23 protein-coding genes, 2 rRNA genes and 1 riboswitch are annotated in these 25,984 nt (G+C 38.1%); of the genes, 4 read left to right on the forward strand and 21 right to left on the reverse strand.

Features of this window, described 5'->3' with window-relative positions:
- Positions 1 to 36 precede the first annotated feature (36 nt).
- From pruA to pcrB, 6 genes are all read right to left on the reverse strand, one after another.
- Positions 37 to 1,584 carry an L-glutamate gamma-semialdehyde dehydrogenase gene (gene pruA, locus WAX78_RS20735; protein ID WP_336483910.1) on the reverse strand — a complete coding sequence of 516 codons (1,548 nt, stop codon included), beginning with the start codon at positions 1,582 to 1,584 and terminating at the stop codon, positions 37 to 39.
- A gap of 158 nt (positions 1,585 to 1,742) precedes the next feature.
- The gene (locus WAX78_RS20740) at positions 1,743 to 2,513 is read right to left on the reverse strand and encodes a TSUP family transporter (protein WP_336483911.1); all 771 of its coding nucleotides are present in this window, start codon (positions 2,511 to 2,513) and stop codon (positions 1,743 to 1,745) included.
- Between the two features lie 422 nt (positions 2,514 to 2,935).
- Positions 2,936 to 4,117 (reverse strand): CamS family sex pheromone protein, encoded by a 1,182-nt coding sequence (locus tag WAX78_RS20745; RefSeq protein WP_336483912.1) that lies wholly within the window; start codon positions 4,115 to 4,117, stop codon positions 2,936 to 2,938.
- Positions 4,118 to 4,133: 16 nt separating this feature from the next.
- Positions 4,134 to 6,143, reverse strand: coding sequence for an NAD-dependent DNA ligase LigA (gene ligA, locus WAX78_RS20750; protein WP_336483913.1), 2,010 nt, complete (start codon positions 6,141 to 6,143; stop codon positions 4,134 to 4,136).
- A 15-nt stretch (positions 6,144 to 6,158) separates the two neighbouring features.
- Positions 6,159 to 8,399 (reverse strand): DNA helicase PcrA, encoded by a 2,241-nt coding sequence (pcrA, locus tag WAX78_RS20755; RefSeq protein ID WP_336483915.1) that lies wholly within the window; start codon positions 8,397 to 8,399, stop codon positions 6,159 to 6,161.
- Positions 8,400 to 9,089 (reverse strand): heptaprenylglyceryl phosphate synthase, encoded by a 690-nt coding sequence (gene pcrB, locus WAX78_RS20760; RefSeq protein ID WP_336483916.1) that lies wholly within the window; start codon positions 9,087 to 9,089, stop codon positions 8,400 to 8,402. It abuts the gene before it with no gap.
- 221 nt (positions 9,090 to 9,310) lie between these two features.
- Here pcrB and WAX78_RS20765 point away from each other — a divergent pair, with 221 nt between their 5' ends.
- The 3 genes from WAX78_RS20765 (at position 9,311) to WAX78_RS20775 (ending at position 10,898) form a co-directional block, all read left to right on the forward strand.
- Complete coding sequence (locus WAX78_RS20765; protein WP_336483943.1) at positions 9,311 to 9,670, forward strand: YgaP family membrane protein; 360 nt, start codon at positions 9,311 to 9,313, stop codon at positions 9,668 to 9,670.
- 202 nt (positions 9,671 to 9,872) lie between these two features.
- Positions 9,873 to 10,718, forward strand: coding sequence for an SPFH domain-containing protein (locus tag WAX78_RS20770; RefSeq protein WP_336483917.1), 846 nt, complete (start codon positions 9,873 to 9,875; stop codon positions 10,716 to 10,718).
- 15 nt (positions 10,719 to 10,733) lie between these two features.
- Positions 10,734 to 10,898, forward strand: a complete 165-nt coding sequence (locus WAX78_RS20775) for a type II toxin-antitoxin system antitoxin (protein ID WP_336483918.1) — start codon at positions 10,734 to 10,736, stop codon at positions 10,896 to 10,898.
- 103 nt (positions 10,899 to 11,001) lie between these two features.
- On the opposite strand, the gene WAX78_RS20780 is transcribed toward WAX78_RS20775, so the two are convergent.
- The 13 genes from WAX78_RS20780 to purE all read right to left on the reverse strand — a co-directional run bounded on the left by WAX78_RS20780 (position 11,002) and on the right by purE (position 24,695).
- Positions 11,002 to 11,424: a DUF1801 domain-containing protein gene (locus WAX78_RS20780; protein ID WP_336483919.1), complete on the reverse strand. Its 423-nt coding sequence runs from the start codon at positions 11,422 to 11,424 to the stop codon at positions 11,002 to 11,004.
- 293 nt (positions 11,425 to 11,717) lie between these two features.
- The gene (gene purD, locus WAX78_RS20785) at positions 11,718 to 12,983 is read right to left on the reverse strand and encodes a phosphoribosylamine--glycine ligase (RefSeq protein WP_336483921.1); all 1,266 of its coding nucleotides are present in this window, start codon (positions 12,981 to 12,983) and stop codon (positions 11,718 to 11,720) included.
- A 116-nt stretch (positions 12,984 to 13,099) separates the two neighbouring features.
- A complete protein-coding gene (gene purH / locus WAX78_RS20790; protein ID WP_336483924.1) occupies positions 13,100 to 14,635 on the reverse strand; it encodes a bifunctional phosphoribosylaminoimidazolecarboxamide formyltransferase/IMP cyclohydrolase in 1,536 nt (511 codons plus the stop codon).
- 36 nt (positions 14,636 to 14,671) lie between these two features.
- Entirely contained in the window at positions 14,672 to 15,250 is a 579-nt protein-coding gene (gene purN, locus WAX78_RS20795; protein ID WP_336483926.1) for a phosphoribosylglycinamide formyltransferase, read from the reverse strand.
- Positions 15,247 to 16,287 (reverse strand): phosphoribosylformylglycinamidine cyclo-ligase, encoded by a 1,041-nt coding sequence (purM, locus tag WAX78_RS20800; protein ID WP_336483927.1) that lies wholly within the window; start codon positions 16,285 to 16,287, stop codon positions 15,247 to 15,249. Before purM ends, purN begins: the two co-directional genes overlap by 4 nt.
- Positions 16,288 to 16,424: 137 nt before the next feature.
- A complete protein-coding gene (gene purF / locus WAX78_RS20805; RefSeq protein ID WP_336483928.1) occupies positions 16,425 to 17,840 on the reverse strand; it encodes an amidophosphoribosyltransferase in 1,416 nt (471 codons plus the stop codon).
- The gene (purL, locus tag WAX78_RS20810; RefSeq protein WP_336483929.1) at positions 17,825 to 20,044 is read right to left on the reverse strand and encodes a phosphoribosylformylglycinamidine synthase subunit PurL; all 2,220 of its coding nucleotides are present in this window, start codon (positions 20,042 to 20,044) and stop codon (positions 17,825 to 17,827) included. The genes purF and purL overlap by 16 nt, the downstream gene beginning before the upstream one ends.
- Positions 20,028 to 20,711, reverse strand: a complete 684-nt coding sequence (gene purQ / locus WAX78_RS20815; protein ID WP_098309203.1) for a phosphoribosylformylglycinamidine synthase subunit PurQ — start codon at positions 20,709 to 20,711, stop codon at positions 20,028 to 20,030. The genes purL and purQ overlap by 17 nt, the downstream gene beginning before the upstream one ends.
- Positions 20,708 to 20,962 (reverse strand): phosphoribosylformylglycinamidine synthase subunit PurS, encoded by a 255-nt coding sequence (gene purS / locus WAX78_RS20820; RefSeq protein WP_098309204.1) that lies wholly within the window; start codon positions 20,960 to 20,962, stop codon positions 20,708 to 20,710. The genes purQ and purS overlap by 4 nt, the downstream gene beginning before the upstream one ends.
- The gene (gene purC / locus WAX78_RS20825) at positions 20,955 to 21,674 is read right to left on the reverse strand and encodes a phosphoribosylaminoimidazolesuccinocarboxamide synthase (protein ID WP_336483930.1); all 720 of its coding nucleotides are present in this window, start codon (positions 21,672 to 21,674) and stop codon (positions 20,955 to 20,957) included. The genes purS and purC overlap by 8 nt, the downstream gene beginning before the upstream one ends.
- An 89-nt stretch (positions 21,675 to 21,763) precedes the next feature.
- Positions 21,764 to 23,065 carry an adenylosuccinate lyase gene (gene purB / locus WAX78_RS20830; protein WP_336483931.1) on the reverse strand — a complete coding sequence of 434 codons (1,302 nt, stop codon included), beginning with the start codon at positions 23,063 to 23,065 and terminating at the stop codon, positions 21,764 to 21,766.
- Positions 23,062 to 24,213, reverse strand: coding sequence for a 5-(carboxyamino)imidazole ribonucleotide synthase (purK, locus tag WAX78_RS20835; protein WP_336483932.1), 1,152 nt, complete (start codon positions 24,211 to 24,213; stop codon positions 23,062 to 23,064). The genes purB and purK overlap by 4 nt, the downstream gene beginning before the upstream one ends.
- Positions 24,210 to 24,695: a 5-(carboxyamino)imidazole ribonucleotide mutase gene (purE, locus tag WAX78_RS20840; RefSeq protein ID WP_336483933.1), complete on the reverse strand. Its 486-nt coding sequence runs from the start codon at positions 24,693 to 24,695 to the stop codon at positions 24,210 to 24,212. Before purE ends, purK begins: the two co-directional genes overlap by 4 nt.
- A gap of 109 nt (positions 24,696 to 24,804) precedes the next feature.
- Positions 24,805 to 24,906: riboswitch (purine riboswitch) on the reverse strand.
- 401 nt (positions 24,907 to 25,307) lie between these two features.
- On the opposite strand from purE, the gene WAX78_RS20845 reads away from it, so the two are divergent.
- Entirely contained in the window at positions 25,308 to 25,586 is a 279-nt protein-coding gene (locus tag WAX78_RS20845) for a hypothetical protein (RefSeq protein WP_336483934.1), read from the forward strand.
- 145 nt (positions 25,587 to 25,731) lie between these two features.
- On the opposite strand, the gene rrf is transcribed toward WAX78_RS20845, so the two are convergent.
- A 5S ribosomal RNA gene (rrf, locus tag WAX78_RS20850) occupies positions 25,732 to 25,847 on the reverse strand.
- Between the two features lie 50 nt (positions 25,848 to 25,897).
- A 23S ribosomal RNA gene (locus tag WAX78_RS20855) occupies positions 25,898 to 25,984 on the reverse strand; the annotation flags it as partial.

Genomic DNA, 25,984 nt, shown 5'->3' on the forward strand with positions numbered 1-25,984 from the left:
AGGCCTTCTCGGTTGAGAAGGCCTTTCTTATACTTCTTATAGAGTTTCAGAAGTAGTTTTTCCTTGCATGTGTAATGCTATATAGTCAGGTCCACCAGCTTTAGAATCTGTACCAGACATGTTAAAGCCACCGAATGGTTGGTAACCTACGATTGCACCAGTACATCCACGGTTGAAGTATAAGTTACCAACGTGGAAGTCTTCACGTGCTTTTTCAATATGTTCACGGTTATTAGAAACAACAGCTCCTGTTAAACCGTATTCAGTATTGTTCGCAATTGCAAGTGCATGATCAAAATCTTTTGCTTTGCAGAATGCTACAACTGGTCCGAAGATTTCTTCTTTCATAAGACGAGCATCTTCTGCAACGTCAGCGATGATTGTTGGCTTGATGAACCAACCTTGAGAATCATCACCTTCGCCACCTGCTACAAGTTTACCTTCTTCTTTACCAATCGCAACGTAGCTCATTACTTTATCGAATGCAGCTTGGTCGTTAACTGGTCCCATGTTTGTACCTTGTACAGCTGGGTTTCCTACTGTTAATTCATTTGTTAATTCAATTGCACGATTTAATACGTGATCGTATACATCTTCATGGATTACCGCACGAGAACATGCAGAACATTTTTGTCCTGAGAAACCAAATGCAGATGCAACGATAGATTTTGCTGCTAATTCAAGATCTGCTTCTTTATCAACAACGATTGTATCTTTACCGCCCATTTCAGCGATAACACGTTTTAACCAAATTTGTCCTGGATTTACTTTTGCTGCGCGTTCGTAAATACGAATACCAACATCACGTGATCCAGTGAAGCTGATGAAGCGTGTACGAGGATGATCAACTAAGTAATCTCCAACTTCAGATCCGCTACCAGGAATGAAGTTTACTACGCCTGCTGGTAAGCCAGCTTCTTCTAATACTTCCATAAACTTCGCTGCTACTACAGGTGTTGTACTAGCTGGTTTTAATAATACCGTGTTACCAGACACTACTGCAGCTGTTGTCATCCCTGCCATGATTGCAAATGGGAAGTTCCAAGGAGAAATGATAACACCTACTCCTAATGGAATGTAAGAGAAACGGTTATATTCAATTGGACGGCTTTCTACTGGAATGCCATCTTTTAATTTCAACATTTGACGACCATAATACTCCATGAAGTCGATTGCTTCTGCTGTATCAGCATCTGCCTCATTCCATGGCTTACCTGCTTCTTTCACAAGAATTGCGGAAAACTCATGCTTTCTGCGGCGAACGATTGCAGCTGCGCGGAATAAAATGTCTGCACGCATTTCTGGCTTCGTTTTTCTCCAAGTTTGGAATGTTTCATCCGCTACTTGCATTGCTTTTTCTGCTAATTCACGACTTGCTTTTGAAACGCGGCCAACGACTTCTTCTTTATTTGCAGGATTTACAGAAACGATTTTATCGTCTGTAGTGATCTTTTCTCCCCCAATAATTAATGGATAGTCTTGTCCAAGATAAGATTCTACTTTCTTTAAACCTTCTTCAAACGCTACTTTGTTTGCCTCTACTGTAAAATCTGTAAATGGCTCATGTTTGTATGCTACTACCATTATTTTAGCCTCCCCTTAGAAAAAAACGTTTACATAATACAACATTATTCTACACGATAATTTAGATTTGTTCAAATATTCTTAGACTTATATTTTTAAAATTAAATAATTTTTTAAATATAATAAATAAAAAAACAACAGGATGCATATGCATCCTGTTATAAAACGTGAACGTATTCCCAGAAATTTTTTCCAATTAACAAAATGGTTACGACCAAAAATAAAATCCGTATATATCCTACACCCTTTTGAACAGCAAATCTTGAACCAAAATATGCCCCTGCAATCATTGATAAACCCATGATCAAGCCATATTTAAACTGAATTGCACCTAAAAATAAAAATGTAATCAATGATACAATATTACTAACAAAATTTAAAACTCGACCAGATGCTGCTGCACCGATAAAATCCAACCCAATTAATAAAAATGCAAAAATTAAAAATGAACCTGTTCCCGGTCCAAAAAAACCGTCATAAAATCCAAGCATTAAAATGACAAAATAAAATAATAATGTTTTTCCTTTCGTCATTTTTTTATAGGTAGCTACACTACCCCAATCTTTTTTTAGAATAATGTAAATGGCAATTAATACAAGTAAAACTAGCACAAGAGGCCGCAAAACAGCTGGTGGGATGTACTTGACAACAAATGCCCCTGCAACTGCCCCAACAATTGTGAACGGAATGAGCTTTCCTACAATGCGAAAATCTACTTTTTTAGAACGAATAAAATAAACCGTACTCGTAAATGATCCCATTGTTGCTGCCAATTTATTTGTAGCAATAGCCGAAGCCGGCGGCAACCCAATAAACATAAGTGCCGGAAGTGAAATTAAACCGCCCCCTCCAACCACAGAGTCGATAAATGACGCTAAAAAACCGAAAGCAATGAGTAGTATAATGACTTGCAAATTTAAATCTTCCATCTGTACTTTCCCTCTATCCCCTTTTAATTAACAACATTAAAAATTATAACAAAATTTCTAATATAAAGTGAAACTTTAATCAGTGGGGGTTCTTTGTCCCCCACTGATTATTAGTTGAACCAATCGGGCTTTTACGAGCAGTTTATCTCCCACCTAACTTCTTTAGAAAAGCGGAAGCGGCTCTCTCAGAATCGCAGGACGTTGGAGCCCCCGACAGAGAGGTGCTTTTTGCCTCGTCCGAGGGGGCGAAACGACCGGAGATTCTAGCCGCTAGAGCTGGACAATGCTTTCATCAAACTTTAAGATGGGAGTATCACTGCCCGCGAATAGCGGGATAAAGTGAAACTTCCTGACCAAAGGTATAAATGTCGTAAATAATACAATAAAAAAAGCCATTCCTATAATAAGGAACGGCTTTATCTTTAATCTAAAATTTGGACAAATGGATTATCTTGCTTCACGTCACGAATAATAATCGCTTCCGGACGTTCTACCGACTTAATCGTTACTTGCACTTTAACATAGTTAGGAAAATCCTCCATAACTTTCCCAGCTACAAATTGTGTAAATCCAATGACTTCCGCTTTTCCACTAAACTGAACTGGAATCTCAAGTTTCATTTCTTTTAATTGACCGTCTTTATAGAATCCCCTGCCAACAACTGCAGTATAATCATCTTTAAAATAATCCGCTATATGAGTATTAAAATTCTTTACGTTTGTTGCATCTTGACGATAATCCGAGTCTGCTGCATTCGAAGGGAACAAATAATACTTTTCATCTATCGCTTTCCAATTGTCAACTTTGTTACTACCTTTATCAACTGTTGCATATGATAAATATGAACCTGGTACAAGTGAAGATTTCGCTTCTTGTCGATAAATTGCAAATGTAATTGGGACATTTTTTAATTCATCTTTCTGTTGCAAAATCGGTAAAATTTCTTGAGCCATTTGCTTACCTTGTTTTAACAATTCTTCGTCAGAGATTTTATTTTCACGCGGATAACCGTGTTCTTCTGCATAATAATTAACGGAATTCATCGCAAGACCAATGACAACTCCGCCTAACTCTGCTTGTTTGTTATCTTTTACTTTTAAATAATCTTGCTCTAAAATTTGTGCTAAATAAAGTGGATTCTTTTCATTTCTTGCTGTTAATGTTTCTGATTCTCCTTCTGGTAACGCTGGATTTAAACCATCTGGCAGCTTCTTCTTCGCTATTTTTTCTAAATTAGCTTGCTGCTCAGGTGTACGTTTCCTACCCACTAGTGCTTGTACCGTATCTTTATCTAAATACTTACCACCTTGAAATATATAATCTTTCGTATTAAATGATTCTTTCGCAATACGCATTAATCCTGTTTCAAATTCATCAACATCTAAACGGGTATTTAATCCCTGTACAACTAACCCACGTGCTGAACCTGTTTCAAATGGAACTGCCGTTTTATAATAATCATCTGAAATAGAGTATTTCGGAATAATCTTTTGACTTTTGGAATTACCTGTTTTGTCCACAACTTTATCTTCTTTTTTCAAACTAGTGCTACATCCACTGAGAAGTAACCCAAGACTTAACACTGTTAATATCACTTTTTTCATGGTAACTTTGCACCTCTTAATTATTGAGCTCTTGTAAGAACCTCTCTTCATCCCAAATCTCAACGTTATGTTTTTGCGCTTGCGCTAACTTAGAGCCAGCAGCTTCTCCTGCAATGACTAAATCTGTACTTTTGCTCACACTACCTGTGACTTTTCCGCCAAGCGCTTCAATTTTCTTCTTCGCTTCACTGCGCCCCATCACTTCAAGTTTACCAGTTAAAACGACTGTTTTCCCTGCAAAATAGGACTCAACATTTTCTAAATCTGCTCGTTTTATCCCTTTATAAGTCATGTTTACGCCATATGATTTAAATTGCTGTAATAGCTCTTGTACATCTTCATTGTCAAAATACGTAACGATAGATTGCGCCATTTTTTCGCCGATCTCATTAATTGTTGTGAGCTCTTCTTCTGTCGCCTTCGCTATGTGATCCATCGTTTCATAATGTTCCGCTAATGTACGAGCAGCTTTTGCACCAACGTGGCGAATACCAAGACCGAACAACAATCGCTCCAGTGAATTTTCTTTTGAAGCTTCAATTGCTTGTACTAAGTTTGATGCAGATTTCTCTCCAAAACGTTCTAGCTGTAATAGTTGTTCTTTCGTTAATGTATAAAGATCTGCAAACGTACGAATATAGTTCGCATCGAATAACTGCGTAATTACACGTTCACCTAATCCGTCAATATTCATTGCATTACGTGATACGAAGTGAATTAATCCTTCCCGAATTTGCGCTGGGCACGCTGGATTAATACAACGAAGCGCAACCTCTTCTTCTAAGCGAACGAGCTCACTCTCACATGCCGGACAATGTGTTGGCATATGAAACTCTTCCTCTTCACCTGTGCGGCGGTCTACAATCACATTTACAACTTCAGGAATAATGTCTCCCGCTTTTTTTACAACAACATAGTCGCCAATGCGAATATCTTTTTCACGAATTAAGTCTTCATTGTGTAAGGAAGCACGACGGACAATTGTTCCCGCAACGCGCACTGGTTCTAATTCAGCGGTTGGTGTTACCACACCTGTACGTCCGACACTTAGTTCAATACCCGTCAGCTTCGTAACAACTTCCTCAGCTGGGAACTTATACGCAATTGCCCATCTCGGACTTTTTGCTGTTGTCCCTAAGTTTTCCTGAAGTGACACATCATCTACTTTAATAACGATGCCATCAATTTCATAATCAAGATGTGGACGTTTTTCTTGCCAATCTTGTACATAATGAATGACCTCATCAATTGTTTCGCAAACTTGGCGATTAGGGTTTGTTTTAAACCCCAACTCCCCTAAAAGGTTTAACGATTCGCTATGTGATGTAATTGTCTTTCCTTCTAAATCGGTAAGTCCATATACAAATAAAGATAAATTACGCTTTGCCGCAATTTTTGGATCAAGCTGACGCAACGAACCCGCTGCTGCATTACGAGGGTTCGCAAATACAGCTTCACCGTTCTGTTCTTTTTCTTCATTTAATTTAACAAATGAACGTTTCGGCATGTACGCTTCACCACGCGCTTCTAGCGTCACTTCTTCTGTTAAACGCAGAGGAATCGCTTTAATTGTTTTTAAATTTTGTGTGATATCCTCACCCGTTATACCATCACCACGAGTTGCGCCTTGAATGAAGCGCCCTTTTTCATAATGAAGGGAAACGGCAAGTCCGTCAATTTTTAATTCGCACACATATCTTACATTTTGTCCATCAATTCCTTGACGTACCTTGCGATCAAAATCGCGTAAATCTCCTTCATTAAAAGCATTCCCTAAACTTAACATAGGTGATTTATGCGTTACTTTCTCAAAAATATCAAGAATCTCTCCGCCAACGCGAACGGACGGAGAATCTTCTGTAAATAATTCTGGATGTTCTGTTTCTAATTTTATAAGTTCTTGCATATGACGATCATACTCTGCATCAGATACAGATGGATTATCCAGCACATGATACTCATAATTAAACTTATTTAAAATGTCACGAAGCTCTTCAATGCGCTTTTGTGCTGCTTCTTTCGACATAACCTCATTCCTTTCTTACACTTTCGTAACTGGCGCAAATTTAGCCAATAATCGTTTAATACCAATTGGACTTGGGAACGCGATATCTAATTCTTTCGCATCTCCTTCGCCTTTCACACTCACAACAGTACCAATACCCCATTTTTGATGTGATGCTTTATCACCAACTGACCAGCCAATTTGTTCACCGCCTGTTGTTTTCGCAGCAGGACGAACAAAGGCTGAGCGTGAACGAGTTGTCGTTGTAGTTGTAGGTTTTGACCCTGTACTAAAGCTTTCACGCTTTGGTTTTACTTCATGAAGCGTTTCAATAAGATCCCCAGGAATTTCAGAGATGAAACGTGATTCTTTATTCATGCTTGTTCTACCAAATATCGTTCGCATTTGAGCATTCGTTACGTACAGTTCTTCTTCTGCACGTGTAATACCAACGTATGCTAAGCGGCGTTCTTCTTGCATTTCATCTTCTTCCATTAAAGAGCGCGTATGCGGGAAAATCCCTTCTTCTAATCCTAAAATGAAGACGACAGGGAATTCCAATCCTTTTGCAGAGTGCATCGTCATTAAAATCACTTCTTCACCAGCAGTTGGATCTTCATCTACGCGGTCAATGTCAGCAACAAGTGCTAAATCAGTTAAGAAAGCAACGAGGCTCTTATCTTCACTTTGCGATTCAAACGTTTGTGTAACAGATAAGAATTCTTCTAAGTTTTCCAAGCGTCCTTCTGATTCTAACGTACGTTCATTTTTCAGTGCATCACGGTAACCTGTCTTCTCTAATACTTCCTCAACAAGCTCTGTTACTGATAAATACTCTTGCATGTTCACCCAATTATGAAGCTGCTTTGCAAATTCGGCTACTGTCTTCGTAATTTTTGCACTTAGTCCAACGTGTTCAATTTCATCTAATACAGCCGTCAACGAAAGGCCGTTTTGCACACCATAATTAATAATTTTATCAATTGATGTTGCTCCAACACCGCGTTTTGGCACATTAATAATACGAGCGAAACTAATTTCATCATCAGGATTCGCAATTAAACGTAAGTATGCCAATATATCTTTAATTTCTTTACGATCGTAGAACTTAATTCCACCGACAATTTTATATGGAATATTGGACTTCAGGAAAATCTCCTCGACCATACGAGACTGAGCATTTGTACGATATAGTACCGCAAAGTCTGTGTACTTTCGATTGCCTATTTGCACTTCATCACGAATCTTTTTCGCGACAAAGTAAGCCTCATCCTTTTCAGTTGCAGCACGGTAATACGAAATTTTACTCCCTACTTGATTATCCGTCCATAACTTCTTCGGTCTACGGTTCATATTATTTTCAATAACAGCATTCGCTGCGTTTAAAATACTTTGCGTCGAGCGATAGTTTTGCTCCAGTAAAATAACCTGTGCATTTTCATAATCTTTTTCAAACGACAAGATATTAGCAATATCTGCCCCGCGCCAGCGATAAATTGATTGATCCGAGTCACCGACTACGCAAAGGTTTTTAAAACGAGCGGCCAATTTATTAACGAGAATGTACTGAGCACGGTTCGTATCTTGATACTCATCAACGTGAATATATTGGAATTTACGTTGATAAAACTCCAGTACTTCTGGTATACGCTCAAATAATTGAATCGTCGTCATAATTAAATCATCAAAATCAAGCGCATTATTTTTGAGAAGACGCTTTTGGTACTCTGTATACACATCGCTTGTCATCTTTTCGTATGGATCTGCAATTGAGATTTCTTTCGCATACTTTTCTGCAGATAACAATTCATTTTTCGCATTACTAATTGTCGCAAGAACAGAACGAGGTTCAAACTTCTTTGGATCAATATTGCGCTCTTTCATAATTTTTTTCACAACTGTTAATTGGTCGCTTGCATCTAAAATCGTAAAGTTACGATTAATGCCGATGCGATCAATATCGCGTCGTAAAATGCGAACACACATGGAGTGGAATGTTGAAATCCAAATATCCTCCGCTTCTGGACCAACAAGCTTATCAATACGCTCACGCATTTCACGTGCTGCTTTATTTGTAAACGTAATCGCTAATACATTCCACGGTGCAACACCTTTTTCACCAAGTAAATAAGCAATTCGGTGCGTTAACACACGCGTCTTACCACTACCTGCACCTGCCATAAGTAATAGCGGTCCAGCCGTTGCTTGTACAGCTTTTTGCTGCTGCGGATTTAATCCTGTTAATAATTTTTCTGTTATACTCATGTATTCGGTCACCTACTCTCCTTTTACAGCTTTTACTGTTGCTAAAGCCTTTTTTATATCTTCATAAATTAAATTTCCAACGACAACTGTATCCGCGTACTGTGCCATTTCCTTCGCCTGATCTGCGCTTGCAATTCCGCCGCCGTAATATAATGTTGCAGTTTGCAGTTCGGTTTTCACTTTTCTTACGAGTTCCACATCTCCATATGTGCCGCTGTATTCTAAATAGAAAATTGGTAAATGAAGGAGTTTATCCGCCATACGTGCATATGCAATCACATCATCTTCTGATAGTTCACAATTTGCTTCCGTTAACCTTGCCACTTTCGCTTCTGGATTTAACACACAATATCCTTGCATGAAAATTTCATCCCAGTTCATAATATCCCCAAACTCTTTCAATGCCGCATGGTGAAGGCCCGTTATCCATTCCACCTTTTGACTATTTAATACGCTCGGGATGTAATAAAAATCGAATCCTGGTGTAACAGAATCCATCGTTGAAACTTCTAATACACAAGGAACCGCATATCTACGAATGCTTACTAGCATATGCAATACGTTATCAATTGTAATTCCGTCACTTCCGCCTACAATAACAGCGTCCGTTCCTGATTCACAAATAAGCTCTAAATGTTCGTCGCTTAACTCCTTATTCGGATCAAGCTTAAATACATGTTTCCACTGTGAAATATCGTACATGAAAACACCCTTTCTTTTTATCTAATCGCCTTTACACATTCTTTCATTATAACAAAAAATACTGTGCTGACACACGTTCCACACAACATCTTTTTCTACGTCAAATGTTGGATTGTATATAGAGAAAGTATGAAAGGAACAATAACTCTTGAAATAGATATTTCTATTTTAAAGCTGATGAAGAGGGAGTGAATATCTTGTTCAAGCAAAACATCGGCACAATGAATGCCTTTATTCGTATTACCATTGGTCTTGTTCTGCTTAGCTGCAATACAGCAAAGCTTGTAAGAAGACCACAGTGTACTTGGTCCAAAATTATGCTTTGGGTTGGAGCAATGAAAATTGCAGAAGGAATCGTTCGTTTCTGTCCTATTGTAGCTGCATGTAAATTCAGTAAATATATGAATATCCCGGATTTAAAAATGCCTGGCATGGATTTTATGAAGAATGGACAATCTAATAAACAAGAAGCACATCATACTTCTCATGACGAAGAAAAAACAAGCTCTGAAAGTTATGATGCTTCTGATAAGGAAATTGAGTCTGAACTTGAAAAGGCTCTTATGTCCAAACCGCTTTGAATCATTTGTCACTAGGCAAGATGCTCTAAAAGAAACTTAGCTGCTGCAGTGGGCGGCTAAGTTTTCTTTTATTTTACCACAAACAAGAACTAACGTTCGTTTTTTGTGGATTTTTTATTTTTTTTGAAAAATTTGGATATGAACCTATTGTCATCTTTGATATAAAAGTGATATCATTTTTATATCAAAAGGAGGCGAGGTCATGAAAGAAAAACAAGTATTTCATGTCAATGGATTTTTAGGAATGGTTGCAGTTTTAGTTTTAGTTGGTATTGGTGTATTGAGCCTTATTAATGAAATATTTTCTAGTGGTGTTATCGCGTTTTTATTAGCATCAATCCTCGCAAGCGGCATTGGCATTGTCCAACCAAATCAAGCAAAAGTTATTACATTTTTCGGTAACTATTTAGGAACAATCCGTGAAAATGGTCTGTTTTTAACAGTTCCATTTGCATTTCGCCAAACCGTTTCACTACGCGTGGAAAACTTTAATAGTCAGAAATTAAAAGTAAATGATGTAGATGGGAATCCAATTGAAATTGCCGCTGTTGTTGTATACAAAGTCATTGATTCTGCAAAAGCCATCTTTGGTGTCGAACATTATGATGCCTTCGTAGAAATTCAAAGCGAAACAGCAATTCGCCATGTGGCAACGAAATATCCGTATGATAGTTTCCAAGATGAAAACAGCATTACACTGCGTGGAAACTCAGAAGAGATTTCTGAAGAGTTAAAACGAGAATTAGAAGCACGTTTAGAGATTGCAGGAGTAGAAGTAATCGAAACTCGTTTAACACACTTAGCTTATGCAACAGAAATTGCACATGCAATGCTTCAGCGTCAACAAGCAAAAGCAGTATTAGCTGCAAGAAAAGAAATTGTAGAAGGTGCCGTACAAATGGCGAAAGATTCTATTCAAAAACTAGATGAAGAAGGTATACTTGATTTAGATGACGAGCGAAAAGCAAATATGGTCAATAACTTATTAGTTGCCATTGTTTCAGATAAAGGAGCACAGCCGGTCATTAATGCAGGAAGTTTATATTAAAGGTTGTCGGTAATTATGGCGAAAAAGAAAAGCTTTCCATTACGAATCGATCCCGAGTTGTATGCAGTTATTGAAAAATGGGCAAACGACGAATTTCGGAGTGTAAATGGTCATATTGAATATTTACTTCGCGAAATGGCAAAGCAAAAAGGTAAGATAAAAAAAGAAAACGAGTCCTAACTTTTTAATAAGTAGGACTCGTTTTCTTTTTAGGGGTATCACCATCAAGCTAAGCTTAAATAAGAATGAATAGGAACTATTTAAAAAGCTACATAAAATTTCATTACTGATTTGGATACGTCTCTTTCAAAAAATTTACAGATTGTTTGATTAGCACTTTTAGAACATGAATATCAATGTCTGCCACTTTATTAATATATATACATGATTTTCCAGATGTGTATTTTCCAAAGTTTTTTAATAGTTCTTCTCGCCTAGGGTCACCAGATGCAAAATATAAACTAATTTTGGCTTTTCTAGGGGAAAAGCTCACTAATGGGGCATCACCTTCATGACCAGATGCATATTTATAATGGTATGTTCCAAATCCAATAATGCTCGGTCCCCACATCTTTGCTGTATAACCTGTTGTTTCAGTAAATATATCTAATAATTGATATGCGTTTTCTCGTTTTTTAGGACTTTCAACACTTTCAATAAACTCAATTACACTATTGTCGGTTTCTGTTGTTTTGAGTTTGTACATATTAGAGCCCCCTTTTTAGATATAAGTTTCATCATATATATAATTATAATATAGGAGGCACCATACATATCCATGAAATTAAGATAAATTTGTATCTATCACCTATATTCTTTACTTCTCTCTCAATCTTGAGGTGAGGGTCTTGCTGTCCGGAAATAGTAGAATAAAATAAAAGGATCCAAAGCAAAATGTACTTTCACTTTGGATCCTTATTTCGTCGTTTTAAGGAGTGCAACTCACTCGGTTATCAACATTATTGTTTAATAGAGCTGGTATTTAAATGGAGTCCTCCTCTAGCAATCCACTTTCGCAATTGCGCGGTACCCTATATCACTTCGATAAAATAAACCATCACTTTCAATCTTTGCAATTTCTGCGTATACTTTATCCTTTGCCTCTTGTAAGTCTTTTCCTTTACAAGCAACGAACAACACACGCCCACCGTTAGTTACAAATTCTCCATCTTTAACATCTGTTCCGGCATGAAATACGATAACATCTTCCAATGTTTCTAGTCCTCGAATTACAGCACCTTTTTCGTAAGCTTCTGGATATCCCTTAGAAGCTAATACAACACCAATTATTGCATCTTCAGACCACTCTAAAGTAAGTTCTTTTCCATCTAGTACATGATTGCATACATCAACTAAATCGCTTTCTAAACGAGGTAAGATCACTTCTGTTTCTGGATCGCCAAAGCGCGCATTGAATTCAATTACTTTCGGTCCTTCACTTGTTAAAATAAGCCCTGCATATAAAATACCTGTAAAAGAACGTCCTTCTTGTATCATTGCTTGAGCTGTTGGATGTAGAACAGTTTCAATCGCTTGTTCTACTGCTGATTGCGGAATTTGTGGTACCGGAGAATAAGCACCCATTCCGCCTGTATTTGGTCCTTTATCACCATCAAAAGCACGTTTATGATCTTGTGCAATTACCATTGGATATACAGTTGTTCCGTTTACAAATGCCATAAGTGAAAATTCTTGACCGTCTAAAAATTCTTCAATAACAACCTTTTTGCTCGCTTCTCCAAACTTTACGTCCTGCAGCATTTCTTTTACAGCTTGCAGTGCTTCTTCTAATGTCATGGCAACTGTTACGCCCTTACCAGCTGCTAAGCCATCTGCTTTAATTACAATTGGAGCACCAACTTTTTCAATGTATCGTACAGCTGCTTCATACTCTGTAAATGTTTCATATGCCGCTGTTGGAATATCATACTTTTTCATAAGCTCTTTCGTGAAAGCTTTACTACCTTCAATAACGGCTGCCTTGCTATTTGGTCCAAAGACGCGAAGGCCCTCTGCCTCAAAACGATCAACGATTCCGTTCATCAGCGGAATTTCTGGACCAACAAACGTTAAACCAATATTATTTTCTTTCACAAAAGTAATAAGCGCATCAAAATCATTTTCATCGATTGCTACAGGCGTTGCGACATCTTTCATTCCTTCATTTCCCGGCGCAACATATACAGTCTCTACTTGCTTGGATTGTGCAAATTTCCATGCTAATGCATGCTCACGTCCACCACGGCCAATTACTAAAACATTCATATTTCATCCTCCATTATTCAAATAAAGTGAAGCTTCCATCAGTAAGGGAGCTTACTGCCCATTAAAGCGGGATAAGTACAAAATAGGAGCTATTCTGCTCCTATTTTGTTTCTAAATTAATGTTTGAAATGACGTACTCCAGTGAATACCATTGCAATGCCGTACTCGTCCGCTTTTTTAATTGAATCTTCGTCACGAATGGATCCGCCTGGTTGAATGATTGCTGTAATGCCTGCTTTAGCCGCTTCTTCTACCGTATCTGGCATTGGGAAGAATGCATCAGATGCAAGTGCACTTCCTTGTGCTTTTTCACCTGCTTGTGTAATGGCAATTTTCGCTGAGCCAACGCGGTTCATTTGGCCGGCACCAACACCAATTGTCATGTTATCTTTTGCTAACACAATTGCATTTGATTTTACGTGTTTGACAACTTTCCAAGCTAATTTTAAATCGTTCCATTCTTGCTCTGTTGGTTCGCGTTTTGTTGGAATTGTTACTGAACCTTCATCTAATGATAATGTATCTTCTTCTTGTACAAGTAAACCTCCTTGTACTGAAGTTAGTTTTTTACTTGCTGTTTCTGCTTTTGCGATATCTACTGTTAATAGACGTAAATTTTTCTTACTTTGCAGTACTTCTAACGCTTCAGCTGAGAAGGAAGGTGCAATGATGATTTCTAAGAAAATCTCATGTAATTTTTCTGCTGTTGCTTTATCAATTTCACGGTTTGCTGCAATAATGCCGCCAAAAATTGATACTGGGTCAGCTTCGTAAGCACGTGTATATGCTTCATGAATATCTGTACCAACACCAACGCCGCATGGATTCATATGTTTTACCGCTACCACTGCTGGTTCTGTAAATTCTTTCACGATGCTAAGCGCGGCATCTGCGTCATTGATATTGTTATAAGATAGCTCTTTTCCATGTAACTGCTCTGCATATGCCACAGAAGAAGTTGCTGCAAATGGCGCTTTATAGAATGTTGCTTTTTGATGCGGGTTTTCGCCGTAACGTAAATCTTGTTTCTTCTCAAACGTAACAGTTAACGTTTCAGGGCTTTCTTCTCCTGTTTGTTCTGTTAAATAGTTTGAAATTAATGCATCATATGCCGCTGTATGACGGAATACTTTTGCTGCTAATTTACGTTTTGTTTCTTTTGAAACTTCGCCGCTTCCCTTTAGTTCCTCTAATACAACGTCGTAGTCTGTTGGATCAACGATAACTGTTACAAACTCATGGTTTTTCGCAGCAGATCGAATCATTGTTGGTCCGCCGATATCAATATTTTCAATTGCATCAATAAATGTCACATCTGGCTTTGCAATCGTTTCTTTAAATGGATATAAGTTTACAACAACAAAGTCAATTGGCTGAATGCCAAGCTCATTCATTTGGGACATATGTGTTTCATTATCACGTACTGCAAGCAATCCGCCATGAATGTTTGGGTGTAATGTTTTCACACGACCGTCCATAATTTCTGGAAAACCTGTTACTTCAGAAATCCCAATCACTTGTAAGCCGTTTTCTTCTAATAATTTTTTTGTTCCGCCTGTTGAAATAACTTCAATACCTTGCTCAAGTAATCCTTTTACAAACTCTACAACTCCAGCTTTATTTGAAACACTTACTAATGCACGCTTTTTCATTTATCCTTCACCCCTAGTTGTATTAAAATGCTGCTCTTATGACTTTACTTCAGAATGTAATAAAGATTTCACCGTATCCACGTACAATCTATGTTCGACAAGTTGAATTTTCTTTTGTAAACTTTCTCGTGTATCATCTTCAGAAACTGCTACCGCTTCCTGTGCGATAATTGGTCCTGTATCCATTCCTGCATCCACGTAATGGATTGTTACTCCTGTTACTTTCACACCAGCTTCAATCGCTTGCCCAACTGCATCTTTTCCAGGAAAACTTGGCAATAACGACGGATGAATGTTAACAATTCTGCCTCCATAAGCAGCTAGTAACGTTGGACCAATTAAACGCATATATCCTGCTAAAATAATCCAATCAATCTCGGATTCTTGCAATTTCTTTAATATTTCTTGTTCAAATGCTTCCTTTGATTCATAATCTTTCGCTGAAAAGGCAAAGCAAGGAACATGATGATCATTTGCACGCCGGGCAACACGCGCGCTAGGTTGGTCACATACAAGTAAACTAAGCTGTGCATCTAATCTTCCAGCTTCTACCGCATCCACAAGTGCTTGGAAGTTAGAACCACTTCCTGAAGCAAAAATTGCTACTCGGCTCATGATTGCGTTCCCCCATTAAATGTAACCCCTGAACCTTGTACAGTACGTCCGATGATATGAGCTTTTTCCCCTTGTTCTTCTAAAAGCTTAATAGCACCTTGTGCATCTTCTTCTTTAACTGCTACTACCATACCAATACCCATGTTAAAAATATTGAACATTTCTTCTCTATTTAATTGACCCACTTCTTGCAGTAAATTAAAGATTGGATGAACTGTCCAAGAACCAAGTTCAATTTGTGCTCCAATGCCGTCTGGCAACATACGTGGAATATTTTCAATAAATCCACCACCAGTAATATGAGCCATACCACTTACGTTATATTTCTTCAATAGTTCTAAAATAGGTTTGACATAAATTTTCGTTGGTTTTAATAGTTCCTCACCAAGTGGTAGTTCTAAACGATCATAAATACGATCAAGTGAAAGCTTTCCATCTTCTAACAATACTTTACGTACAAGAGAGTAACCATTACTATGAATTCCGCTAGAAGCAAGTCCGATTAATACTTGATTTGCTTCAATGGATTGTCCCGTAACAATTTTCTTTTTATCAACAATACCAACTGTAAAACCAGCTAAGTCATATTCTTCTTCAGAATACATACCTGGCATTTCAGCTGTTTCTCCGCCGATTAGTGAACAACCAGCCTGACGGCATCCTTCTGCAATTCCTTTGACGATGTTTTCAATTTTACTAGGTTCTGCTTTACCACAAGCAATATAATCTAGGAAAAAGAGCGGCTCTGCCCCTTGAACAACAATATCGTTCACACACATTGCAACTGCATCGATGCCGATTGTGTCATGCTTGTCCACCATGAAAGCGAGCATTAATTTTGTTCCTACACCATCTGTTCCAGATACTAACACTGGCTCTTCTAATGCAAATTTTGAAAGATCAAACATTCCTCCAAAACCGCCTAAGCCACCTAGCACTTCTTTTCTCATCGTTGTTTGCACGTGTTTTTTCATGCGAGATACCGCTTCATATCCAGCTTCAATATCTACTCCTGCTTGCTTATATGCATTCGCCATTGTTTCTATACACCTCGTCTTTTTATACTGAAAGAATTTCTCCCGTCTACCGAACAGTAAAACTATAAAACTTCAAGAAAAAGCGAGCTTCTACACAGCATATAGTAGAAGCTGCTATACTTTCTTATTGCTCTACTCTATTTCATACTTTCTAACAGCTCTTGTTCGTAATCATAAAGAGCGGTTGGATAATCTCCATTAAAGTAAGCCATACATAAACCGCCATATTTCCCTTCATATGGGCGGCCAATTGCATCGATTAAGCTCTCTTCACTTAAAAATGTTAAAGAGTCTGCTCCAATGATTTGACGAATTTCTTCTATTGAATGATTTGCTGCGATTAATTCTTTTCTTGTTTGAATATCAATCCCATAGAAGCACGGATACTTAAGCGGCGGCGAAGCAATTCTTACATGTACTTCTGTTGCCCCAGCTTCGCGAAGCATACGAACAATTCGCTTGCTTGTTGTACCACGCACAATAGAATCGTCGATCATAACAACACGTTTCCCTTCAACAACACCACGTACTGCTGAAAGCTTCATTTTTACACCTTGCTCACGTAATTCTTGGGAAGGTTGAATAAAGGTACGTCCAACGTAACGATTCTTAATTAACCCTAATTCATAAGGAATTCCTGTCGCTTCCGCGTAACCGATTGCAGCCGAAATACTGGAGTCCGGTACACCTGTTACAACATCTGCTTCAACTGGAGCTTCCTTTGCTAACAATTTCCCCATATTTTTACGTGCTGCATGAACGTTAACGCCAGCAATGTTTGAATCAGGGCGAGCGAAATAAATATACTCCATACTACAAATTGCATGTTCTACATCATTTGTATAGCGATCTGCGTGTATTCCCTCATCATTAATAACAATAATTTCTCCAGGCTCTACATCACGAATGTATGTTGCACCAACAACATCAAATGCACATGTTTCAGATGCTACAACGTACGCATCTCCCATCTTTCCAATTGAAAGAGGTCTGAATCCATTTGGATCTAATGCAACAATCATTTCGTTTCCTGTTAATAATAAATATGCAAAAGCACCTTTTACTTTGTTTAGTGCATCTTTTACACTTTCAATTAATGTACCTTTTGTATTGCGCTTAATTAAATGAAGCAATACTTCTGTATCCGAACTTGTTTGAAAGATGCTTCCTTCTGCTTCTAATTCACGACGAAGCATTTTTGCGTTAATTAAATTACCGTTATGAGCTAATGCCATACTATGGTCTGAGAAGCGAAATAACAGTGGTTGAACATTTGCAACTTCAGCGCCGCCTGCTGTCGCATAACGAACGTGCCCAATCGCTGATTTTCCGTTTAAACCTTCTAGCTCACCGCGTGAAAACACTTCTGATATTAAACCAAGCCCTTTATGACCAATGATTTTCTCTCCATTATTTACAACAATGCCAGCGCCTTCTTGGCCACGGTGCTGCAAGCTATGCAGTCCATAATACGTAACTTGAGCTGCATTTTCATGCCCCCAAATTCCGAAAACACCGCATTCTTCATTTAGCCCCTTTATTTCATTAAGCATGGAATAGCCCCTTTCCAAGCCGTTCTCATTTCATCAACATCTGCTGTAAGCAATACTTCGTTTTCTTCATTACGAATTGTTAATTGATTTGCACTTGTGACTTCCCCAACATAAAGTGCATCTATCATATTTTCAAACGCTTCTTTTTGCTCACGTTTTACCGTAACAACAAAGCGAGATTGTGATTCTGCAAATAACATTGCTGTTACTTCTCCAGCTAACTTCACATCTGCACCTAATCCATTTGCACCCATTGCACTTTCTGCGAAAGCAACTGCTAATCCGCCTTCTGCAACGTCATGCGCTGATTGTACAAGACCTTTTTGAATAGCTGCTAGTAATTGTTTTTGACGTTTTTCTTCTACTTCTAAATCGATGCTTGGTGCCTGGCCGAAGATTTTACCATGTAACATTTTTTGTAGCTCACTACCGCCAAACTCAGCTTTCGTTTCACCGATTACATAAACAAGATCGCCAGCTTGCTTAAACTCTTGCGTTGTTACATGCTTCACGTCATGTACAAGACCAACCATACCAACAGTTGGTGTTGGGTATACTGCCTCACCGCTGCGTTCGTTGTACATTGATACGTTTCCGCCAATAACAGGTGTATTTAACGTGCGGCACGCTTCACTCATACCATCTACTGATTTCTCAATTTGCCAGAAGATTTCTGGCTTTTCTGGGTTACCAAAGTTTAAGCAATCTGTAATTGCAAGCGGCTCACCGCCAGAACATACAATATTACGAGCTGCTTCTGCCACAGCAATTTTCCCACCCATTTCTGGGTCTAAATAAATGTAGCGAGAGTTACAATCTGTTGTCATTGCTAATGCTTTCTTTGTTCCGCGTACACGAACAACTGCTGCATCAGATCCTGGTGTAACAACTGTGCTTGTGCGTACTTGATAATCGTATTGATCATATACCCACTCTTTACTTGCAATCGTTGGTTGTTGTAATAGAGATAATAATGTTTCTTTATAATTCTCTACTTTTGGTGTTTCCATCTTCATTTGTTGGAACTCTGCAAAATACGCTGCTTCTTTTGAAGGCTTATGATAAACAGGTGCTTCTTCTGCTAATGCATCAGCCGGCACTTCTGCAACCATTTCTCCTTTATGGAATAAACGAAGCATTTTATCTTCTGTTACTTTTCCCATTGTTACTGCCGCAAGACCGTATTTTTCAAATAACTCTACAATCTCTTGTTCTCTGCCTTTTTTCACGACGATTAACATACGCTCTTGTGATTCAGAAAGCATCATCTCATATGGCGTCATACCTGTTTCACGTTGTGGTACATCATCTAAGTACATTTCAATACCCATACCTGCTTTACTTGCCATCTCTGCAGAAGATGATGTTAAGCCTGCCGCTCCCATATCTTGAATACCGACAAGTGCATCAGATTTGATAAGCTCTAAGCATGCCTCAATTAAAAGCTTCTCCATAAATGGATCGCCTACTTGCACTGCCGGGCGTTTTGCATCGGAATCCTCAGATAGTTCTTCTGATGCAAATGTTGCACCGTGAATACCGTCACGACCAGTTGCTGCACCAACATACATTACTGTATTACCAGCACCGTGCGCTTGACCTTTTTTAATATCTTCATGGTTAATCAAACCAACACACATTGCATTTACAAGTGGATTTCCTTCATAGCATGGATCAAACTGTACTTCTCCGCCTACAGTTGGAATTCCAATGCAGTTACCGTATCCTGCAATACCTGCTACAACTTCTTCAAATAAATATTTCACGCGCGGTGATTGTAGCTCACCGAAGCGAAGTGAGTTTAACATAGCAATTGGACGTGCTCCCATTGAAAACACATCGCGTATAATACCACCAACCCCTGTCGCTGCACCTTGATACGGCTCAATTGCAGATGGATGGTTATGACTTTCCATTTTAAATACTACCGCTTGATTATCACCGATATCTACGATACCAGCACCTTCCCCAGGACCTTGTAATACACGTTCACCAGTCGTTGGGAACTTACGAAGAACTGGCTTTGAGTTTTTATAACTACAATGTTCTGACCACATAACAGAGAATAATCCTGTTTCTGTATAGTTTGGAAGACGACCTAAAATCTTTTCAACCATTGCAAATTCTTCGTCTGTTAATCCCATTTCTGCATAAATGCGATCTTCTTTAATTTGAGTTGGATTTGGCTCAAGCAGTAACGACATATGTTTCCCTCCAATGTTTCAAAATAGATTGAAATACTTTTAGACCATCTGCTCCTCCAAGTAATTCATCAACAGCACGCTCTGGGTGCGGCATCATGCCAAGTACATTCCCTTGCTCATTTACAATCCCTGCAATATCTGAAACGCTTCCGTTTGGATTCTCTACATAACGGAACACGATTTGATTATTTTCTTCTAACTGTTTCAATGTTGCTTCATCACAGTAGTAGTTTCCTTCACCATGAGCAATCGGAATATCGATAACTTCGTCTTTCTCATATTGCGATGTGAACATTGTCGTATTATTTTCAACACGAAGCTGAACAGTACGGCACATAAATTTTAAGTTTTTATTGCGAATTAATGCACCTGGCAGCAATCCAGACTCTACTAGAATTTGAAAACCGTTACATACACCTAAAATTGGTTTTCCTGCTTCAGCTGCTTTTTGTACACCTTTCATTGCGTTTGCAAAGCGAGAAATAGCTCCGCAGCGAAGATAATCTCCGTAAGAGAAACCGCCTGGTAGTAAAATTCCATCGTACTCATCTAAGTTTTCTGTATCATGCCAAACGTAGTCTACATCTTGGCCAAGCTCATCTTTAATTGCATGAAACATATCCACATCACAGTTCGAACCTGGGAAAACGATTACGGCAAATTTCACTGCGCGACAACCTCCTCAACTTCATAGCGATAATCTTCAATCACTACGTTCGTTAGTAATTTCTCACACATTTCTTTTACCATTGCATCAATATCTGTAACTGATTTATCAATTGTTAACTCCATATATTTACCGATACGAACATCTTGTACTTCTGTAAACGAAAGACTATGAAGCGCCCCTTTTACCGCTGTTCCTTGTGGATCTAATACACTTTCTCTTAACGTTACATATACTTTTACTTTATACATGTGAAGCTCCCCCTAATCGTTTTAAAAGTTCTTCATAAGCATCTGTTAAATTACCAAGATCGCGGCGGAATACATCTTTATCAAATTTTTCATTGCTCGTTTCATCCCATAAACGGCATGTATCAGGTGAAATTTCATCCGCTAATAAAATTTCTCCCTCTTCTGTTACTCCAAACTCTAATTTAAAATCTATTAATCTTACACGACAACTTGCGAAATGCTCAATCAATACTTGATTGATCTGTAGAGCTTTTTCTCGTAATATGCTTACTTGCTCTGGCGTTGCAACGTTTAGCACACGAATATGATCTTCTGTTACAAGTGGATCTCCTAAATCATCATCTTTGTAGTAAAATTCCACAATCGGTGTTGTAAGTACAGTTCCTTCTTCCATTCCTAGTCGTTTTGAAAGACTGCCTGCAATTACATTTCTTGTGACAACTTCTAATGGAATGATGCTCACTTTTTTTACGATTTGTTCTGTTTCCGATATTTTCTCAACAAAGTGTGATTTGATTCCCACTTCTTGTAACTTTCTGAATAAAAGAGTTGTAATCTCATTGTTCAGGCGACCTTTTCCAGAAATCGTCGCTTTCTTTTCCCCATTGAAAGCAGTAGCACTATCTTTGTACTCTACCCAAACCATATCTGCTGTTTCTGTACGATAAATTCTTTTTGCTTTTCCTTCATACAGCAATTCTAGCTTTTGCACTTCGCAAGCCCCCTGTAGTTTGAAAAATGTGAATAGTATAATTAAAGAGAATGGCACAGAATGATCCTATTCTGTGCCATATAAAATTATCAGTTTAAGCCAAGACGTTCAAAAATTGTATCAACGTGTTGTAAGTGATGTTCGTAGTTGAAACATTCATTGATTTCTTCTTGTGTTAATTTGCTTGTAATGCGCTCATCAGCTTCTACAAGCTCTTTAAATTGTACTTGTGTTTCCCAAGCTTCCATCGCTTTAGGCTGTACGATATCATAAGCTTCTTCACGTACCATACCTTTATCGATTAGCGTAAGCATTACGCGCTGAGAGTAAATTAAACCGTATGTTCGTGTCATATTGCGTTTCATGTTTTCTGGGAATACCGTTAAGTTTTTCACGATATTACCAAAGCGATTTAACATGTAATTTAATGCAATCGTTGCATCCGGTAAAATAATACGTTCCGCAGATGAATGTGAAATATCACGCTCATGCCATAATGGAACATTCTCGTAAGCTGTCATCATGTAACCACGGATAACACGAGCCAAACCAGTCATATTTTCAGACCCAATCGGATTACGTTTATGTGGCATTGCAGACGAACCTTTTTGTCCTTTCGCAAAGGCCTCTTCTACTTCACGTGTTTCACTTTTTTGTAAACCGCGAATTTCGACTGCCATTTTTTCGATAGATGTTGCAATTAGTGCAAGTGTTGACATGTAATGTGCATGGCGATCACGTTGCAGCGTTTGTGTTGAAATCGGTGCTGCTTCTAATCCTAAATTTTCACAAACATATTTTTCTACGAATGGGTTAATATTCGCGTACGTACCAACTGCACCAGATAATTTACCAACGCGAACTGTATCAGCTGCTTGTTTAAAGCGCTCTAAGTTACGTTTCATTTCTTCATACCAAAGGCCAAGCTTTAAACCAAATGTTGTTGGTTCTGCATGAACACCATGTGTTCTTCCCATCATAATTGTGTATTTATGTTCTTTTGCTTTATTCGCTAAGATACTAATGAAGTTCTCTAAGTCTTTTAATAAAATTTCATTCGCTTGTTTTAAGATGAAAGATAACGCTGTATCTACTACGTCTGTAGATGTTAATCCGTAATGTACCCATTTACGTTCTTCACCTAATGCTGGTGTCTCAGATACCGCACGAGTGAATGCTACCACATCATGACGTGTTTCTTTTTCGATTTCATAAATACGGTCAATATCGAAAGATGCATGTTCACGAATCTTTTTCACATCTTCTTTCGGAATATCTCCAAGTTCAGCCCATGCTTCACAAGCTAAAATCTCAACTTCTAACCATGCTTTAAATTTGTTTTCTTCCGTCCAAATCGCACCCATTTCAGGGCGTGTATAACGACTAATCATCTTTTTCCCTCCAACAGTTGTTCTTGATGGTCCCAAATATGCAAACTTTGCGCTTTTTCTAAAGCGTCTTCAATATTTTCATTTAAAATATTTACATGCCCCATTTTACGCTGCGCTTTTGCTTCTTCTTTTCCATACAAGTGTAAATAACACCCGGTTAATCTATTCACTTGTCCTAGGACCCCTTCTATATGTTCGCCTAAAATGTTTACCATGACAACTGGTTTTAACAAATTTGTTTCTCCAAGAGGTAAATTACAGATTGCTCGAATATGTTGCCCAAATTGACTCGTTTCACATGCATCAAGTGTATAGTGTCCAGAATTGTGCGGTCTTGGTGCTAATTCATTAATATAAATCTCACCATCAGCTGTAGCAAACATCTCTACTGCCAGTGTTCCCACAAGCTGAAGTTCATCCGCAAGTACCTGTGCATATTCAATTCCTTTTTGTGAAAGTTCTTCTGCAATACGGGCTGGCACAATAGATTCATGTAAGATGTTATTAACATGAATGTTTTCGGCTACAGGAAATACTTTCGTTTCCCCACTTACACTACGAGTTACAATAACGGATATTTCCTTTTCAAATGGCACCCATTTTTCTAGAATACATTCAGTTTGATCGACAAGCTCTTTTGCTCTTGCAACATCAGCTTCACTTCTTAAAACAACTTGCCCTTTACCGTCATATCCTCCTGTTGTTGTTTTTAACACACAAGGGAAGGAAAGTTCCGTAATTGCTGCTAAAAGTTCGTCTTGCTTCTGAACGAGTCTGTATGGTGCTACTGGTAAACCCGCTTTCGTGATTGCATTTTTTTCTGTATAACGATTTTGTGTTGTATATAATAACTCACTGCCCTGTGGCAAATAAGCATTCTTTTCAAGCCATTGTAGACATCTATAATCAATATTTTCAAATTCATATGTGACAACATCGCTTATTTCTGCTAAATGCTGAATCGCTTTCAAATCATCGTAGGATGCAACAATTTCAATGTCAGCAACTTGTGCACATGGTGAATGCTTTGTTGGATCTAACACAGCAATTTTATAACCCATTTCTTTCGCCGCTAGCGCCATCATTCTTCCAAGCTGGCCACCGCCAATAATTCCAATTGTTTTTCCAGGTAAAATGATTCTCGTCATATCAGTTCACTACTTTCACGCACGTTTTTCTCAATTGCTTCTCGTCTCAGTTCTAATGCATCATGTATATCATCATGAAATGATCCAAGTATTTGTGCTGCAAGTAGACCTGCATTTGTTGAACCAGCTTTCCCAATTGCAACAGTTGCAACTGGAACTCCTCCTGGCATTTGAACAATGGATAATAACGAATCTAGACCATTTAACGCTTTTGATTGAACAGGAACACCGATTACAGGAAGATTTGTCTTCGCAGCAACCATTCCTGGTAAATGAGCAGCTCCGCCTGCCCCAGCAATAATAACTTTTAATCCACGCTCACGAGCAGTTTCTGCATATTCAAACATATAATCTGGAGTCCGATGAGCAGATACGACTTTCTTCTCATACGGAATATTTAATTCTTCTAATATTTCACAAGCATACTTCATTGTTTCCCAGTCTGACGTGCTTCCCATAATGACTCCAACTAGTGGTTTCATATTAGAATCCCCCCGATTCAAATAAAAAAAGCCTGATATAGAACATTCCTCTTTTACTATGAGAGAAAGTGCTCTACTCAGGCATACGTATCCCATGTGAATAGAAAAATACCGAGTGACTTCCCCTCATAGTCCAACGATTAACGGTCGTTAGGTAGAGACTTGCAGGCCATATCCCCGCGATTATATGAGGTACGATATAATATTGTTTCTACCGTTATATTAACAGGTGTCATTCAAATATGTCAACAAATAATCGAATGTTTTTTAGACAGTTCATTATAACGTTCGTGTTTTAGTTATAATAAAAAGAATAAATGAAAATATATGCAAGTAAAAAACGAAATTAGGATAAGAGGATCAGATGTATCATATGAAAATCTGGTGGTTTAGCGATAAAATACCTTAACCATGATTTAATCGAACTTCATTTTCGAAAGTTATAACTTATAACAATAACAGTTATTTATTTTCAAATTCATACTCCCCTTAATCTGAACACTTGAAAAGGTAATCAATTCAAGGTGCAAATAATTCCATTTTTTGTATAATAATAGTATCACCTATGATACTATTATTATAAATTCACACTAATTTATAGGTGATTTAATTATGCAGAAACTTAACATCTTGTCATATTTATGTTTTTCTATCGCAATAACTGCTGCAATTATTGCATCCTCTTTTATAACATCTCACTTTTTCTATTCCCATTACTTAAAATTTATACTTTTTGTAGAAATAATCAGTCCCATTATCGGAATTATTTTAGGTTCTTTCGGAAAACCTGGAAAACCAAAACAAATTGCTATTATTTTAAATAGCCTCTTCTTTATTCTTTTTTCACTTTTGGCATTGCTAAATTTGTGGATTATGACATTTGGCAAATAAAATGAAACTTCCATCAATGGGCTTTTCTTCATCCTCCGTTGATGAAAAGCTCTCACCGATCGGGTATTTACAGACAGTTATCTCCCACAAATAGCAGGATAAAAATGAACACAAAAAAACCTAAGTCGAAACGACTTAGGTTTTTGCCTGGCAACGTCCTACTCTCACAGGGACAAAGTCCCAACTACCATCGGCGCTAGAGAGCTTAACTTCCGTGTTCGGTATGGGAACGGGTGTGACCTCTCTGCCATCATTACCAGACTTATGAAGGTATATTCCTTCAAAACTAGATAACATTTGCTTCATATTATATGGTTAAGTCCTCGATCTATTAGTATTCGTCAGCTCCACATGTCACCATGCTTCCACCTCGAACCTATCAACCTGATCATCTTTCA

The organism is Bacillus yunxiaonensis, from assembly GCF_037104695.1.
GTDB lineage: Bacteria > Bacillota > Bacilli > Bacillales > Bacillaceae_G > Bacillus_A > Bacillus_A yunxiaonensis.

Coding starts and splice junctions, on each gene's coding strand:
- WAX78_RS20845 (WP_336483934.1), top strand. CDS start 25,308: ATGCAGAAACTTAACATCTTGTCATATTTATGTTTTTCTATCGCAATA.
- WAX78_RS20740 (WP_336483911.1), bottom strand. CDS start 2,513: ATGGAAGATTTAAATTTGCAAGTCATTATACTACTCATTGCTTTCGGT.
- purE (WP_336483933.1), bottom strand. CDS start 24,695: ATGAAACCACTAGTTGGAGTCATTATGGGAAGCACGTCAGACTGGGAA.
- purM (WP_336483927.1), bottom strand. CDS start 16,287: ATGGCGAATGCATATAAGCAAGCAGGAGTAGATATTGAAGCTGGATAT.
- purF (WP_336483928.1), bottom strand. CDS start 17,840: ATGCTTAATGAAATAAAGGGGCTAAATGAAGAATGCGGTGTTTTCGGA.
- WAX78_RS20775 (WP_336483918.1), top strand. CDS start 10,734: ATGGCGAAAAAGAAAAGCTTTCCATTACGAATCGATCCCGAGTTGTAT.
- WAX78_RS20780 (WP_336483919.1), bottom strand. CDS start 11,424: ATGTACAAACTCAAAACAACAGAAACCGACAATAGTGTAATTGAGTTT.
- purL (WP_336483929.1), bottom strand. CDS start 20,044: ATGTCGTTACTGCTTGAGCCAAATCCAACTCAAATTAAAGAAGATCGC.
- pruA (WP_336483910.1), bottom strand. CDS start 1,584: ATGGTAGTAGCATACAAACATGAGCCATTTACAGATTTTACAGTAGAG.
- purK (WP_336483932.1), bottom strand. CDS start 24,213: ATGACGAGAATCATTTTACCTGGAAAAACAATTGGAATTATTGGCGGT.
- purD (WP_336483921.1), bottom strand. CDS start 12,983: ATGAATGTTTTAGTAATTGGCCGTGGTGGACGTGAGCATGCATTAGCA.
- purH (WP_336483924.1), bottom strand. CDS start 14,635: ATGAAAAAGCGTGCATTAGTAAGTGTTTCAAATAAAGCTGGAGTTGTA.
- WAX78_RS20770 (WP_336483917.1), top strand. CDS start 9,873: ATGAAAGAAAAACAAGTATTTCATGTCAATGGATTTTTAGGAATGGTT.
- purB (WP_336483931.1), bottom strand. CDS start 23,065: ATGATTAGTCGTTATACACGCCCTGAAATGGGTGCGATTTGGACGGAA.
- purN (WP_336483926.1), bottom strand. CDS start 15,250: ATGAGCCGAGTAGCAATTTTTGCTTCAGGAAGTGGTTCTAACTTCCAA.
- purS (WP_098309204.1), bottom strand. CDS start 20,962: ATGTATAAAGTAAAAGTATATGTAACGTTAAGAGAAAGTGTATTAGAT.
- WAX78_RS20745 (WP_336483912.1), bottom strand. CDS start 4,117: ATGAAAAAAGTGATATTAACAGTGTTAAGTCTTGGGTTACTTCTCAGT.
- pcrB (WP_336483916.1), bottom strand. CDS start 9,089: ATGTACGATATTTCACAGTGGAAACATGTATTTAAGCTTGATCCGAAT.
- ligA (WP_336483913.1), bottom strand. CDS start 6,143: ATGTCGAAAGAAGCAGCACAAAAGCGCATTGAAGAGCTTCGTGACATT.
- WAX78_RS20765 (WP_336483943.1), top strand. CDS start 9,311: ATGAATGCCTTTATTCGTATTACCATTGGTCTTGTTCTGCTTAGCTGC.